General features: G+C 61.8%; 13 protein-coding genes and 2 pseudogenes. 10 read left to right on the plus strand and 5 right to left on the minus strand.

The features are described from left to right. Window positions 1-208 precede the first annotated feature (208 nt). Both WDS16_RS20625 and WDS16_RS20630 read left to right on the plus strand, forming a co-directional pair. On the plus strand, window positions 209-1,918 hold the full coding sequence (locus WDS16_RS20625) for a ribonuclease J (protein WP_338887288.1): 1,710 nt from the start codon (window positions 209-211) through the stop codon (window positions 1,916-1,918). A gap of 46 nt (window positions 1,919-1,964) precedes the next feature. Further along, window positions 1,965-2,892 (plus strand): annotated as a pseudogene (locus WDS16_RS20630) (IS5 family transposase). Window positions 2,893-2,927: 35 nt separating this feature from the next. On the opposite strand, the gene WDS16_RS20635 reads toward WDS16_RS20630, so the two are convergent. After that, window positions 2,928-3,335 (minus strand): MerR family transcriptional regulator, encoded by a 408-nt coding sequence (locus WDS16_RS20635; RefSeq protein ID WP_338893555.1) that lies wholly within the window; start codon window positions 3,333-3,335, stop codon window positions 2,928-2,930. Window positions 3,336-3,571: 236 nt separating this feature from the next. Here WDS16_RS20635 and WDS16_RS20640 point away from each other — a divergent pair, with 236 nt between their 5' ends. Beyond that, window positions 3,572-4,804 (plus strand): glycosyltransferase family 87 protein, encoded by a 1,233-nt coding sequence (locus WDS16_RS20640; RefSeq protein WP_338887289.1) that lies wholly within the window; start codon window positions 3,572-3,574, stop codon window positions 4,802-4,804. An 8-nt stretch (window positions 4,805-4,812) separates the two neighbouring features. Here the strand turns inward: WDS16_RS20640 and WDS16_RS20645 are convergent, their stop codons facing one another. Further along, window positions 4,813-6,321, minus strand: a complete 1,509-nt coding sequence (locus WDS16_RS20645; RefSeq protein ID WP_338887290.1) for a SulP family inorganic anion transporter — start codon at window positions 6,319-6,321, stop codon at window positions 4,813-4,815. Between the two features lie 115 nt (window positions 6,322-6,436). On the opposite strand from WDS16_RS20645, the gene WDS16_RS20650 reads away from it, so the two are divergent. The 5 genes from WDS16_RS20650 to WDS16_RS20670 all read left to right on the plus strand — a co-directional run bounded on the left by WDS16_RS20650 (window position 6,437) and on the right by WDS16_RS20670 (window position 11,003). Further along, window positions 6,437-7,447, plus strand: coding sequence for an acyltransferase family protein (locus WDS16_RS20650; RefSeq protein ID WP_338887291.1), 1,011 nt, complete (start codon window positions 6,437-6,439; stop codon window positions 7,445-7,447). Window positions 7,448-7,593: 146 nt separating this feature from the next. Further along, a complete protein-coding gene (locus WDS16_RS20655) occupies window positions 7,594-8,490 on the plus strand; it encodes a universal stress protein (RefSeq protein WP_338887292.1) in 897 nt (298 codons plus the stop codon). Window positions 8,491-8,535: 45 nt separating this feature from the next. Further along, the gene (locus tag WDS16_RS20660; protein ID WP_338887294.1) at window positions 8,536-9,432 is read left to right on the plus strand and encodes a universal stress protein; all 897 of its coding nucleotides are present in this window, start codon (window positions 8,536-8,538) and stop codon (window positions 9,430-9,432) included. A 125-nt stretch (window positions 9,433-9,557) separates the two neighbouring features. After that, complete coding sequence (locus WDS16_RS20665) at window positions 9,558-10,454, plus strand: universal stress protein (protein WP_338887295.1); 897 nt, start codon at window positions 9,558-9,560, stop codon at window positions 10,452-10,454. Between the two features lie 27 nt (window positions 10,455-10,481). Next, the gene (locus tag WDS16_RS20670; protein ID WP_338887297.1) at window positions 10,482-11,003 is read left to right on the plus strand and encodes a flavodoxin domain-containing protein; all 522 of its coding nucleotides are present in this window, start codon (window positions 10,482-10,484) and stop codon (window positions 11,001-11,003) included. On the opposite strand, the gene WDS16_RS20675 is transcribed toward WDS16_RS20670, so the two are convergent. After that, complete coding sequence (locus WDS16_RS20675; RefSeq protein ID WP_338887298.1) at window positions 10,993-11,175, minus strand: hypothetical protein; 183 nt, start codon at window positions 11,173-11,175, stop codon at window positions 10,993-10,995. The two genes, WDS16_RS20670 and WDS16_RS20675, sit on opposite strands and share 11 nt — an antisense overlap. 105 nt (window positions 11,176-11,280) lie before the next feature. Beyond that, window positions 11,281-12,660: pseudogene (locus WDS16_RS20680) on the minus strand (MBL fold metallo-hydrolase). A gap of 125 nt (window positions 12,661-12,785) precedes the next feature. Between WDS16_RS20680 and WDS16_RS20685 the strand changes: the two are divergent. Continuing rightward, window positions 12,786-13,559: a sulfite exporter TauE/SafE family protein gene (locus tag WDS16_RS20685; protein ID WP_338887300.1), complete on the plus strand. Its 774-nt coding sequence runs from the start codon at window positions 12,786-12,788 to the stop codon at window positions 13,557-13,559. A gap of 44 nt (window positions 13,560-13,603) precedes the next feature. On the opposite strand, the gene WDS16_RS20690 is transcribed toward WDS16_RS20685, so the two are convergent. Further along, window positions 13,604-13,894: an ArsR/SmtB family transcription factor gene (locus WDS16_RS20690; protein WP_422395848.1), complete on the minus strand. Its 291-nt coding sequence runs from the start codon at window positions 13,892-13,894 to the stop codon at window positions 13,604-13,606. Between the two features lie 208 nt (window positions 13,895-14,102). Between WDS16_RS20690 and WDS16_RS20695 the strand changes: the two genes are divergently transcribed. Further along, the gene (locus WDS16_RS20695) at window positions 14,103-14,633 is read left to right on the plus strand and encodes a hypothetical protein (protein WP_338887303.1); all 531 of its coding nucleotides are present in this window, start codon (window positions 14,103-14,105) and stop codon (window positions 14,631-14,633) included. The last annotated feature ends 64 nt before the right edge of the window (window positions 14,634-14,697 follow it).

Below are 14,697 nucleotides of genomic sequence, written 5' to 3' on the forward strand. Positions count from 1 at the left end.
CGGATGGGCATCTCGCGGTCCGCGCTCGCGCGGAGTGACTAGGTAGAAGCTGCCTACTACTCTTACGCAAGAGTAGAGTTGAGGCAAATCGGCCTAGCCGACTGTGGCGAGTGCCACCATTGGGTGCACCTCAGGCCCCGATGGGGCATTGCGGTGTCCACGGACCTGGGGTGACGTCGCATTCGGACCCTCCCGTAACGTGAGTTTCATGTCGAGAACCTCACGCTCACGAAAGTCACCGGCCAAGTCGGCGCCGCGGCCTACCGCTGCACCCAAGCCAGGACATCTTCGCGTCGTCGCGACCGGTGGTCTCGGTGAGATCGGCCGAAACATGACTGTGTTCGAGTACGAGGGCAAACTGCTCATCGTCGATTGCGGAGTGCTGTTCCCCGAAGAGCATCAACCGGGCGTCGACGTCATCCTCCCTGACTGGAGTTTCATCCGCGACCGGCTCGACGACGTCATCGCAATTGTGCTGACGCACGGCCACGAGGACCACATCGGTGGTGTCCCCTATCTCCTTCGCGAGCGCGGCGACATACCCGTCATCGGCTCCAGGCTGACGCTTCACTTCCTGGCCGCCAAGTTCGAAGAATTCAAGGTCTCGACCAAATTGGTCGAGGTGACGGCCGGCGAGACGCGTCAGGAAGGCCCCTTCGAACTCGAATTCCTCGCAGTCAATCACTCCATCCCGGACGGGCTCGCGATCGCGATCCGCACCGATGCCGGGCTTGTACTACATACCGGCGACTTCAAGATGGACCAGTTCCCGCTGGACGGACGGATCACGGACCTGCGGGGCTTCGCCAGACTCGGCGAGGAGGGTCTCGACCTTCTGCTCATCGATTCCACCAACGCCGAAGTTCCGGGATTCATGGTCTCGGAACGAGATCTGGTCCCGGCCATCGAGAAGGTGTTCCGCGAAACGTCGGGACGGGTGATCGTCTCCAGCTTCGCCAGCCACGTCCACCGCATCCAACAGGTCCTCGACGCCGCACACGCGCAGGGACGCAAGGTTGCGTTCGTCGGACGTTCGATGGTGCGCAACATGAAGATTGCAACAGATCTCGGCTACCTGACCGTGCCGGACGGCCTTGTGGTCGACCTCCCGAAGCTCAATCGCCTACCGGCGCACAAGATTACACTCATCTGCACGGGATCGCAGGGCGAACCTCTGGCTGCACTGTCGCGCATGGCCTCCGGTGAACACCAGATCAAGGTCGGCGACGGTGATACCGTTCTGATGGCCAGCAGCCTCATCCCCGGCAACGAAAACGCCATCTACCGAGTGATCAACGGTCTGGTCGACAAGGGTGCGCACGTCGTCCACAAGGGCAACGCCAAGGTGCACGTCTCCGGGCATGCGAGCGCTGGTGAGCTCGTGTACTGCTACAACATCCTCGAGCCCGCCAATGTGCTTCCCGTGCACGGTGAATCACGGCACCTGCGCGCCAACGCCGACCTCGCGATCCGCACCGGAGTCCCCCGAGATCGTGTGCTCATCGCCGAGAACGGTAGCGTGATCGATCTGCACGACGGCGTCGCCAGTATCACCGGTCGCACACCGATCGAGCTGATCTACGTCGACGCCAGCTCCGTCGGCGGAGTGACCGAGGATTCCCTTGCCGAGCGTCGCCTTCTCGGCAGCGAAGGCGTCCTGACTGTCATTGCCATCGTCGACCCCGATACCGGATTGCTGGTCGACGACGTCGATTTCATCGGTCGCGGATTCGCCCACGACGCAAACACTTTCAAAGCGCTCGGGCCTGCGATCGGCAAAGCGCTCACCCGAGAGAGCGACAGCAGTGTTGCGTCGAGGGAGAGAATCGAAAGACGGATTGTTCAGGAAGCTGCCCGCTGGGCCAAGCAGAGCCTGGGCCGTCAGCCCCTCGTCGTTCCAGTCGTCGTAGACGGCTAGAGCGTGTCTCCCAAATTTGAGAGGTGCTGTCAGCGATGATATTTCGATGACGCGCGTGGGAGTGATCAGTGACGAGTTCTGGGAGATCGTCGAGCCAGTGATACCCACCGACGTGGGAAAACGTGGGCGGCGGTTCGCCGAGCACCGGCGAATTCTGGAGGGCATCGCATACCGATTCCGTACCGGGTGTCCGTGGCGAGATCTGCCGGAGGACTTCGGTCCGTGGCAGACGGTGTGGAAACGCCACCACCGATGGTCCTTCGATGGCACCTACGACGAGATGCTTGCCGCGGTGGCCGAGGTGTTCGGTCTCGACCCGGAAGAACTCGACGGCGATATCGGGGCGGTGCTCTCGATCGACTCGACCAGCGTCCGGGCGCATCAGCATGCGGCCGGTGCGCGAGCCGACACTCTCACAGGGGGCCTTGTCGAATTACAAGAAATCCGTCGACGAACCCGCTGACCACGCGTTGGGTCGATCTCGCGGAGGATTCACCACGAAGATCCATGCACTGACCGACCTGACGTGCTCGCCGGTGACGATGCTGCTGACCGGTGGGCAAGCCGGGGACAATCCACAGTTGGTGCCGTTGCTCGATGCCCACCGAGCTGCCGGTGGGGACCAGGACTACCGATTGCTCGCCGACAAGGCGTACACCCATCCCAGTACCCGCACCGAACTGCGTCGCCGCAAGATCAAACACACCATTCCCGAGCGCAGCGACCAGAAGCAGCGACGGGCCGACAAGGGGTCCGCCGGTGGTCGTCCACCGGGTTTCGATCCGACGATGTACAAGCACCGCAACACCGTCGAGCGTGGCTTCGGGCGGCTCAAACAGTGGCGTGGTGTGGCCACTCGATATGACAAGTACGCCATGACATTCCTCGGGGGCGTTGTCCTGTGCGCGGCAGTTCTGCACTCCCGCAACCACAACCACCGCCCGGCGATGAAAACGAAAACGGACCCAATTTAAGAGACACGCTCTAGAGCGTCACATCCGGGCAGGCGTCAAATCTGCGCGGCAGCAGCGCGCGTCGATAGCAGCTCGGTGAGCTCTTCGGCGTAAGCGAGCTGCCTGCGCAGGTTGTTGCAGCTCTCCTCAGCCTTGGCGTGGCACTGCCGTACGAATGCAGCTGCGGAAGCACGGGCGTCGACATCGGATGCACTGTCGGACAACGCGTCCAAGGATTCGAGCAGTTGCTTCATCTCGGCGAGCGTGAAATCGAGCGGCTTCATCCGTCGGATGACGAGCAAACGTTCGATGTCGGTTTCGGTGTAGAGCCGGAATCCGCCGACGCTACGAGCCGACGGTGTCACCAGGCCGACGTCGTCATAGTGGCGAACCGTGCGAATGGACAGTTCGGTTCGCTGCGCCACTTCACCGATCTGCATATGCAGATCGCGGTCTTCCACCATGTGCTGCCTTTCTTGCCTGATCAGTTCGAACCCCGGGCCGTTGTTACCAAAGGGCTCGATCGTCTGCCCTGGCCGTCCCACTCTAGTCACGACGCATCCGACTACTACATCCCGCTGCGGATGTGCATCATTGCAACTCTACTGTTACGTTAGAGAACACATGTACTGTTTGCGGCATCGCAAACGACCGCCGACCGCATTCACCCCGGTGCACACCACAGCGAGGAGACGACTGCGTGCCCAAGCCCGCCCCTTCCAAGCCCACCCGGGTTTCCACTACTGGTCGACGCATCTCGGGTGCCGCCGGTGCCGGGATAGTCCTCACGGTCGTACTGACTGCCGCTTTGTTGTGGGACGCGGTGGCCGTCCACCAAATCGATCTCGCCGTCTTTCAGGATGCAGGCGCCGCCTACCTCGACGGCATGCCGCTGTATTCGGAGGATTTCCCCACTCGATCCGGGCTGCGCTTCATCTACGCGCCGATCGCGGCAGTCCTTTTCGCTCCGCTGGTGTTGCTCGACAGCGTCAGCCTTCAGCTCGTATGGTCGTCGGTCAACATCATGCTCGTCTGGTGGGTACTGGCGTCGATGTTACGCAAGCTCGATGTCGCCCGGCCCGTTCTGATCGCCACCGCCGCACTCGGCGGGGCACTGATGCTCGAACCAGTGCGATCCAACTTCGGATTCGGCCAGATCAACGTCATCCTGATGGCGCTCGTTGTCGCAGACTGCACCGGTGCGATCCCGCGGCGTCTTCGCGGAATCGGTATCGCGCTTGCCGCATCGATCAAGATCACTCCAGCAGCGTTCGGATTGTTCTTCCTGGTACGTCGCGATATGACATCGATAGTACGCGCCGTCGCTGCCGTCGGAATTATTGCCGCGCTTGGCTTCTGGCTACTGCCGGGCGCATCGGTGTACTTCTGGCTCACCGAATTCTTCGCCACCGAACGAGGCGGCGGGCACGGTTTCGTTCGCAACCAGGCATTCACAGGGATCTTGGCGCGTCTGGGCGCCGACGGAATAGTCAAAGACGCACTGTGGGCTGCGGCAGCAGCCGTCGTGGTGTGCGCGGCCGCGTGGTCGGCGCGCCAGTTCACACGCTCGGGTGAGCCGATGGTTGCTCTCGCCATCGTGGCTCTGGCCTCGCTACTCGCTGCCCCGTTCGCGGTCTCACATCACTGGGTCTACAGCGTTCTCCTCATCCCGCTCGCCATCGCTCCGCAGTATCGGTCGTGGCGGCCCATGCTCGTGGGCTCGATCGCGGTCTTCATAGCGGGCCCGTACTTCTTGTTGGAAGGCATCGACGCACGCACTGGAACGTTCGAGTTTGTACTTCGTCAGGTGGCAGGAAGCGCGCAGTGCCTAACTGCCATTGCGTTGTTGATTGCCGCAGTAATTCAGGCACGGTCCCGAACCACGCAACCCGAACCGGTACGCGAGCCCGCGATGGCCGAGTCGAGCGCGTGAGCTGTCGATCAGTGATCGTTGCCCAGGTTCCCGCTCAGACGGTCGTGACGCTCGGTCGACGACGCGTTCAAGCCGACGATCGTCGCGGTCTTCCCCTTCGCTGCATACTTGGTGGTGATCGCATCGAGCGTGGCCACGGTGGATGCGTCCCAGATGTGGGAATCGGACATGTCGATGACGACGTTGTTCGGATCGCCGACGTAGTCGAACTGATAGACCAGATCGTTGCTCGACGCGAAGAACAGCTCCCCCTTCACTGCGTAGACGCGGGTGTCCTCGTCCGGGTGGGCGACGTCGACAACCTCCGTCAGGTGCGCGACTCGTCGCGCGAAGAGCACCATCGCGGTCACGACTCCGACGACCACGCCGTAGGCGAGGTTGTGGGTGATGACGGTGACAGCCACGGTTGCGACCATCACGAGGGTTTCGCTCTTGGGCATCCGACGCAGCGTCTTCGGGTTGATGCTGTGCCAGTCCAGTGTCCCGACCGAGACCATGATCATGACCGCGACCAGCGCGGCCATCGGAATCAGTGCGACGATGTCACCGAGTCCGACGACGAGGATCAGCAGGAACAATCCGGCGAGGAAAGTCGAGATACGCGTCCGTGCGCCGGAAACCTTCACGTTGATCATTGTCTGACCGATCATCGCGCAGCCGCCCATACCGCCGGTGAAGCCGGTGACGAGGTTGGCGACGCCCTGACCCCATCCTTCGCGGGTCTTGTTCGAGTGCGAATCGGTGATGTCGTCGACCAGCTTGGCGGTCATCAGCGATTCGAGCAGCCCGACCAGCGCGATGGCCAGCGCGAACGGAGCGATGATCGACAACGTGTCGAGAGTGTACGGCACATCCGGGATCAGGAACGACGGCAACGACGACGGCAGTTCGCCCTCGTCGCCGACGTCCGGGACACCAAACGCGAACACGATGGTGGCCGCCGTAAGCAACACGATCGCTATCAACGGAGCCGGAACGATCGTCGTCAGCTTGGGCAGGAAGAACATGATGACCAACCCCACCGCGACCATCGGATAGACCAGCCACGGAACGCCGATCAAATACGGCAGCTGCGAGGTGAAGATCAAGATTGCCAGGGCGTTGACGAACCCGACCATGACGCTCCGCGGAATGAACCGCATCAGTTTCGCCACGCCGAGAACACTGAGCACGATCTGCAGGATGCCACCGAGAATGACCGCCGCGATGAGGTAGTCGAGCCCGTATTCGACGGACAGCGGAGCCACCACCAGCGCGATTGCACCGGTAGCAGCCGAGATCATCGCCGGACGGCCACCAACGATCGAGATGGTCACCGCCATCGTGAACGACGCGAACAAACCGACCCGTGGGTCGACGCCGGCAATGATCGAGAAGGAAATAGCCTCCGGAATCAGTGCGAGTGCGACGACAAGACCAGCCAGCACCTCCGTCTTCAGACGCCGGGGCGATCGCAACGCGCTGAGTACCGAGGTGTCCTCGACTTCGGTGACAGACGTCTGGGCAGGTGTGGACACGACGAACTCCATTCAAGTACACGGCTGAAGACGGGACAGCAGATCGCGTTGTCGCATGCGTCCGCTCCGACGAGCGAATCTACTCTCACCGGAGGGAAGGTTGCGAATCGGTTCGATGAACATTGATAGTTCGGCGCCCGCCCGCGTCGACTGGATCGACGTCGCGCGCGGCCTGTGCATCGCGCTGGTAGTGCTGTTGCACACGGTGAATTTCATGGCGACCAGAGGTCTCGCCGACGCCTGGTGGTTCGATATCAACGCCGTACTCGAACCGATCCGCATGCCGCTCTTCTTTGTCGTGGCGGGCCTCTTCGCCACCAGGGATCTCGAGTTGTCGTGGAATCAACTATGGCGCAAACGGATTGCACCACTCCTGTACCTGTATGTCCTGTGGATGCTTCTGCGGTTCGCGCTGTTTTCGGTGTTTCCCCACATCAGCGGCACTCACGAGGCGTCCAGCGCGATGAACTTGCTGTACGGGCTGATCAACCCAAGCAGTGGTCTGTGGTTTCTGTACGCTCTGATCGTCTATGCAGTAGTAGCGCGGACATTCCGGCGCGTCGACCCCCGACTACAACTCGCTGCGGCGACCGCGCTGAGCATTCTCGGTCCCGCCACGATCGAGGCAGTCAGCTGGACCTGGGTCAAGATCGTTTCGTACCTATTGTTCTTCTTGGTCGGACTCCACCTTCGCGCGGTCGTGCACGGCGTGGCGGCGGCAACTACGACCAAGTCTGCAATTCTGTGGCCGGCCGCGTTCGTATCGTTCTACTTCGTGGTGTCGTCGACGACACAGGCGACTGCGGTGGCAGCGCTTGTGAGCGTCGTCGGTGTGATCACCGGCGTCGTCGTGTGCACGCACATCCAACACTGGCGCTCGTCGGCTCTGCTCCGACGTCTTGGTTCCCTGACCTTGCCGATCTATCTTCTTCACGAGATCGTCCTCGGAACAGTAATCACCGCATCCGTCGCCTTCGGTCTCGATGTGACCATTCACGGTGCAGGGCCAGTGATGATCACTGCCTTGACCATCTGTCTGTCCGTTCTCGCCGGGACCGTCATCTACCGCTGGACGTATCTGCTCCAGCTGCCGCAGTGGCAACCGAGCGTCGAGCGCACACCGTGAGTACATAGCCCCGTTCGGTGGTATCGCCCACGCACGGGAAATGTGCGCTCCATATCTCTGCGAGGTGAGGACTTTGTGCTCTGCCCGGGATGCACACGGCGCTACAGACTGGACTGGACAGCGCGATCCGATCCGAGGAGATCATCTTGAGCAACGAACCAGTAGCCTCGACCCGCGCGAACAGCATCTGCGTGGGCATCGACGGATCACCGGACGAGGCGGGAGCCGTCCGATGGGCGGTGCGACTTGCGCAGCTTCAACATTCGCGTATCCACCTTGTCCACGCACTCCCCAGCGTCGAGTGGGTCTTCGGTGACACAGTGTTCGCCGCCCGCCAAGGGCTCGATTCCGAACTTCACCATGTCGGCCAGGGCTACCTCGACAAAGCTGTCCGACTCGTCAATGAACTCGACCCCGATATCGAGGTGCAGAGTTCCATATCGGACGCATCGTCGGTAGAACTTATGAAGTCGCTCTCGGCCAGCGCGAACATGATGGTTCTCACCTCCGTCGAGTCCGGACCGTTGCGCGACTTCGCCTTCGGCTATTCCATCATCGAGATGGTCAATGCCGCACAGTGTCCCGTGCTCGCGTGGCGGCCACGAACCGACGAGAACCCATCAGAATCCCTTCCGATCGTGGTGGGAGTAGACGGTTCCGAACCTTCCCGGCGCGCATTGGCGGCTGCATTCGAACTCGCCGATACGCTCGGTGCCGCTCTGATTGCAGTGCATGTCGGAGCGGTCCGAGCGAAAGACGAACTCGACTACGGCGGCTCGGTGGACTGGCACCACCTGTACGAAGCCGAACGCACGTGGTTGCAGAAGATCGTCGATCCGCTTCGCGAGAAGTATCCATCCGTTCAGGTGACAGCCCAATCTTCGGGTTCGACGGTCGCACGTGAACTGCGTGCACTGTCCGCATCTGCGCAGATCATCGTCGTTGGAAGTCGAGGGCGTGGGCGCCTGTCCGGAGCGATTCTCGGTTCGGTGAGTCAAAACCTCATTCACCACGCCGAATGTCCTGTGCTCGTTGTCCACTAGTAATCGCCGTCCACTGATATTCGCCGCCCCTACGAAGGAGTCCATATGACCAGCAACGCCCCGATAGTGGTCGGCGTCGATGGATCCGGCAGCTCGTTGGACGCCGTCCGATGGGCCGCCCGCGCCGCGGAACTTCGTGGGGCACCACTGGTGCTGGTGTGTGCGTACCAGAACACCAACATCTACACGACGCTCGTCGCAATTCCACCCAATCTGGGCAGCGAGATGAAAGCGGCGACAACCAAGATATTGGAGGCCGCCTCCAAGATCGCATCGGCGACGGTCGACGATCCGGCAGCGTTGTCGGTGACCGCCGAAGCAATCGTAGGCCCCGCGATTCCCGTACTGCTCGAACGGGCGTCGGAAGCGCGGATGCTTGTGGTGGGTTCACGCGGAAATGGCGAGTACTTCGCGGAGTTGCTCGGTTCGGTGAGCGCCGGCGTTTCCACGCATGCGCACTGTCCGGTGGCCATTGTCCGCGGGGTGCCGGTGTCCGGTTCACTGTCCGGCCCGGTCGTCGTAGGTGTCGATGGATCCGAGCAAAACGAGTATGCGATCGGTGTCGCATTCGAAGAGGCCTCGCTTCGCGGCGCCGAACTCGTTGCCGTCCATGCCTGGGCAGACCATGTTCTGCTACGCCAGTTTCCCGACGACACCGACGAACCCGTCGATGTGTCTGCTCTGACAGCAGCGGGGCAAACGGTCCTGGCGGAGAGCCTCGCTGGGTGGCAGGAGCGCTATCCGGAAGTGAAAGTTGAGCGGATAGTGGTGCGGGACAGTGCAGTAAGCAAGCTCCTCGAACTGTCGAAGGGAGCGCAGGAGATTGTCGTCGGGTCACGAGGACGAGGCGGCTTCACTGGTCTCCTGCTCGGATCCACCAGTCGTTCGCTCTCCCACCTCGTCGACTGTCCGATGATCATCGCGCGAGAGTCATCGGAATGAGATGACGCCATCGTCCCGACGTCGGTCCCGATAGCCCTTGGCAATCGGGACGAAAGACCCTGCCGAGATACAGGTCTCGTGTCGAAAATCAAGAGACGCATCGAACAACACACGAGAGGCCGACCATGACCGCAGCCACACGAATAGTCGTCGGTGTCGACGGGTCCGCATCTTCATTGGAGGCGGTGCGCTGGGCGGCGGAGGACGCCATCAGTCGCCGGGCACCGCTACTGATTGCGACCTCGATGTTTCTAGCCAAAGGGACCTACGCCGATGCGATGAACCTCGGCGCTGGGGTCTTCTCCCACCAGAAATCGGCAGCGACGGCTGTGCTGGTCGAAGCGACCGAGACCGCTCGCAAAGCGGCGCAGGGCCGAACACTGACCATCGATACGACACTGCGCCAGGGGCCTGCAGCGCACACGCTGATGGATCTCTCCGAGAGCGCTGCCATGGTTGTCGTCGGGTCCCACGGTCGCGGGGAATTCACTGGTGGATTGTTCGGGTCGGTCAGTACCGCGATTGCCACTCACGCCCGGTGCCCAGTCGTCGTAGTGAAGGGGTCACCCTCCGCTGATCAACCCTTACGTGAAGGGCCTGTCGTCGTCGGTGTCGACGGAGCTGCCACCAGCGAACCGGCAATCAGGGCAGCACTGGAAGAAGCGTCACTGCGTTCGGTTCCACTCGTGGCCGTGCACGCCTGGAGTGACCTCGATCTCAGCACTGGATACACACAAGGCATCGAATTCAATTGGGCCGGAATCGAAGACGACGAAGATGTGGCTCTGGCTCAAAGCATGGCCGGATGGCAGGAAGAATACCCCGAAGTATCCATCCGTCGTGTCCTCGCCAAGGACAGGCCGGTCAGGGAGCTCGTCAAGGCCGCCGAAACGGCGCAACTGATCGTCGTGGGCAGTCGCGGTCGCGGAGGATTCACTTCGCTACTGCTGGGTTCGACAAGCCGAGCGGTGCTGCACACAGTCGACATACCCGTGATGATCGTCTCGGGCCGCAATGAATAGCAGGACCTACATCGAGGAAAACCACTGATGCGCATACTGATCGCCACCGCGAGCCGCCACGGTTCCACACGTGAACTAGGACGCTGGTTGGGCACTTCCATCACCGACAGAGTCGTCGGCGATGACACTTCGGTCGAAGTCCGCGACGCAGCAGATGTCGATAGTATCGCCGAGTACGACGCTGTCATCATCGGAAGTGCCGTCTACATGGGTCGCTGGTTGCGCGAGGCCCGGTCGTTGGTAGCGCGCGAGCAGACCGAGCTCGAAACCAGGCCCGTGTGGCTGTTTTCGAGCGGTCCGATCGGCGAGAATACCAGTGAAACAGGACCTTCCAAGTGGGACAAAGCACCATGGGCGATCGACCACCGGGTATTCGGAGGCAAGCTCGACAGGTCGACGCTGTCGCGGTTCGAGCGTCTGGTTGTCCGCATGATTCGCGCCGGTGACGGTGACGACCGATCACGCGACGACATCGACGCCTGGGCCGACACCATCTGCAGGTCTCTGAAAGCCGGCTCCGAGAACCACAGCGACCAGGTCAGCGACTAGGTCGACCGAACAGTGTCCTCACGGTTCGTCGGCGATCGTGGTCGGGCACGTTGTTCGCGCTGCAGCTACAGCGGTCAGCGACAGCTACAGAGCGCATGACGTCGTCGACATGTTGGCCGCAGCCGTCCCAGCCGGTCTTGCCGCATGTCGAGCACGAAACGGGATAGCACATTCGAGTTCTCCTAGGTTGCGAGTCACCATGACTCAGGCTTGGTTTCTGGCAGGGCGGGTTTCATGCAGGGACATGTCAGGCAGGGACATGTCAGGCAGGGACATGTCAGGCAGGGACGTGAGCCTCGGACCAGGCGTCGTAACCACCGAGCAGATCCGAGACACGGTCGAAACCCTGTGCGCGGAGCAACGATGCAGCCACGCTCGAGCGCCATCCGCCTGCGCAGTGCACAACGATCGGCTTGTCGGTGGGAACCTGTTCGAGCCTGGTTCGCAACTGCGCCAGTGGGATCGGGACCGCCCCTTCGATGGTGCCGAACTCGCGTTCACCGGGGTTACGGATATCGACCAACGTCACTCCGTCGACGGCCAGCAACTCATCGAGCTCGTCAACCGTGGTGCGCGGAGCGCTACGAACCAGCTCGGCCAGCTCCGCAGGGAACAACCCGTCACGATCGACACCGAGATAGCCGATCACATGATCCGAACCAATTCGGGCCAAACGCATCGCTGCCTCTTGTTCGTCACCCGGATAGGCGATGAGCACAATCCTCGCGCCGACCTCGGCAACCATGCCCCGGTCTCGGCGAATCGACCATCGAAGCCGACGTTGACGGATGTGCGTAGATGCCCGGCTGCGAAATCATCGACGCTGCGTGCATCGAGTACGCGGGTGCCTGCCGCGAGTTCCGCTCGCACCGTTGCAGGCGTCAGTTCTGGGACGACATGGTCCCGGGACAGGAGCGGGTGCATGCCCTTGTTCATGGCAGCGTCCGCGGAGAAGTACGACGGTGCGGCCGGTTGGCCGTGCGTGACCAACGCTACGAACGCTTCTTCATCCATCGGCTGCACGGAAGGATTCGTCCTACGCTGCTCACCGATGGTGGAGGTCAGATCAGTGGACAGGTTCTTTCCGCACGACGAGCCAGCGCCGTGGGCAGGCATGACGGTGACCTGATCGGGCAGCGTCAGCAGCTTGTCGTGCACCGTGTGGTACATCGCTTTGGCGAGGTCAGCTGTGGATCCGTCACCGAGGTTGACCAGATCAGGGCGGCCGACATCGCCGATGAACAGGGAGTCCCCGGTGAGCACGGCGGTAGGGGTGGCGCTCGGGTTCTCACGCACCAGTACCGAGATCGACTCCCACGTGTGTCCGGGGGTGGAGAGGATCTCGAGTTCGACCTGTCCGAGCGAGATCCGCTCGGACAGGTCGCAGTCGACGGATGGGGTAGTCGGTTTCGGCGGCCTCACCGAAACCGATCCACGCGCCGGTGGCATCGACCAACTCGAGATGCCCGGAGACGAAGTCGGCATGGAAGTGCGTGTTGATGACGCCCTCGATGGTGAGACCGTACTCGACGGCGTCGTCCAGGTACTCGGCGATGTCGCGGCGCGGATCGACGACGATCGCTCGTCCGGTACTTTCGTCGCCGATCAAGTAGGACGCGTGCGAGAGGCATTCGATGTAGTACTGCTCGAGAATCATGGTTCCTCCGTAGTGCTGGCCCAGTTTCTGCGAGGGCGATAGACACAGTGTCGTATACCCCCTAGGGTATGTCAAGTACCCTAGGGGGTATCTCGGAGAGATCGGTAAGAGCGGAGAGTTTTCCCATGACGTTGATGCTGGCGCTCGGATTCGGCGCCGTGATCGGTGTACTGCTCGGCCTGCTCGGCGGCGGTGGTTCGATCCTGGCGGTGCCCGTGCTGGTGTTTGCGCTTGAGATGGGGATGGAACAAGCAATCCCCATCTCGCTGATCGTCGTCGGCGCGGCGTCCGCGATGGGAGCGATTCCGAAGCTCCGCGCTAAGCAGGTTGAATGGCGTCTTGCCGGCGTCTTCGCTGCGACCGGCATTCCAGCCACCTTCGCGGGCAGTGCCGTGGGGTTACTACTTCCGGAATCGGTTCTGCTGGCTGGATTCGCGGCCGTGATGATTGCCGCCGGGGCCCGCACGCTCGCCGATCGCGGAAGTACCGGAACAGCCTGCAGCACAGCAGGATCGGGAATCAACTGGAGACGGTGCGCGCCTCGCGCCATCCCGGCGGGCCTCGCCGTGGGTTTCATGACCGGACTGTTCGGAGTGGGAGGCGGGTTCCTGATCATCCCAGTTCTGGTGCTGATGCTCGGCATCGAGATGTCCGTTGCGGTGGGCACCTCCCTTGTCATCATCGTTGCCAACTCCGCGGCCGGGCTGGTTTCCCACCTCAGCGGTACGAGCGTCGACTGGGCCATCACGGCTGCGTTCGCAGGGACCGCAATTGTGGGATCAGTATTGGCCGGGCACTTCGGAACCCGCGTCAATACCGCCCGACTTCAACATTGGTTCGCGTACCTGGTCTTCGCCGTCGCCGCGTACGTGCTCGTCGACGCGTTCTTTCTGAGATGACCTCGCCAACGGCGGCAATCCTGTTCCGGAGAGAACAATTAGCCCTAGTCCAACATCTCGGCCTGGCCGGCTACAACAGTGGACAAGATCGATCGCGCCGTCGCCAATAGGTCGGCGATGTCGGGAGAAGTGAGCACGTACGACACGGAGAGCCCCTCCCTGCGCGCAGAAACTAGACCGGCGCGCTTGAGGATCGACAGCTGCTGCGAAAGGTTCGCGGGTTCGATCCCGACTTCTGGCAGCATCTCCGACACCGCATACTCGCGCTCGCTGAGCAGCTCCAGGACACGAATTCGCGCCGGGTGGCCGAGCGTCTTGAAGAAGTCGGCCTTCATCTGGTTCAGCGGCTTTCGCAATTTCTGGGTCACGGTCTCTCTCCTGCATGCTGGGCCGCACGGACTGTGCTGTTTGCGAACTTTAGCAACCCAGCACTGTGACGGGTACGCCACAGGCCATTTACTTGCTAATTTTCGAAATTAAGTAGATCGTATAGTTATAAAGTAATAAAACAGAAGGTCTACGGCCAATCAGGAGGTCAGCGGCATGAGTACGTCACATATCCGCGACGAGGTCTCGTCCAGGAGCGCAATCCTTCTTCCCGACGTCGACGGACCGAACAACGTGACGTGCACTACCGAAGTCGGTGCGATCACAGTCGCGCTGGCGGCGGCCGTGATGTCCACACTCGCAAATCGTGGTGTTCCTGGAGGCAGTGGATGCGTGGTCATTGCGTGCCCAGAACGCGCACCGTTGCTGGGCCCGGTGCTTCTCGAGTGCGGAATCGGCAGCATCACCAGCTGGAACACCCGTGACGCCCAGGATTTCTCGCTGAGGCGTGTGAGCTCACACAACGACATTCTGGTCGACCTGCGGGTTCCGGAGCACCTCGATGATGAGATCGAGTGGGCGATCACAGCCGGTCCCGATGTCATGTCAGCAGCCGCAGCGTCGTTGGCGGGACTGTCCGTCGCGCTCCGGAAAGAGATGTTCTCGCGGATAGATACACCGGCACTCGCTGCGTGTGCACGCGCGCTGGTGCTGCAGACGGCTCCCGGTGACGTCCTACCGACCTAGACGGGCCGTCCCCGCTTCCACGCCGCCCGGAAATCCACACCACAGCCCCTTCGAATGGAGCACA

The sequence above is a fragment of the Rhodococcus sovatensis genome, assembly GCF_037327425.1.
Lineage (GTDB): Bacteria > Actinomycetota > Actinomycetes > Mycobacteriales > Mycobacteriaceae > Rhodococcoides > Rhodococcoides sovatense.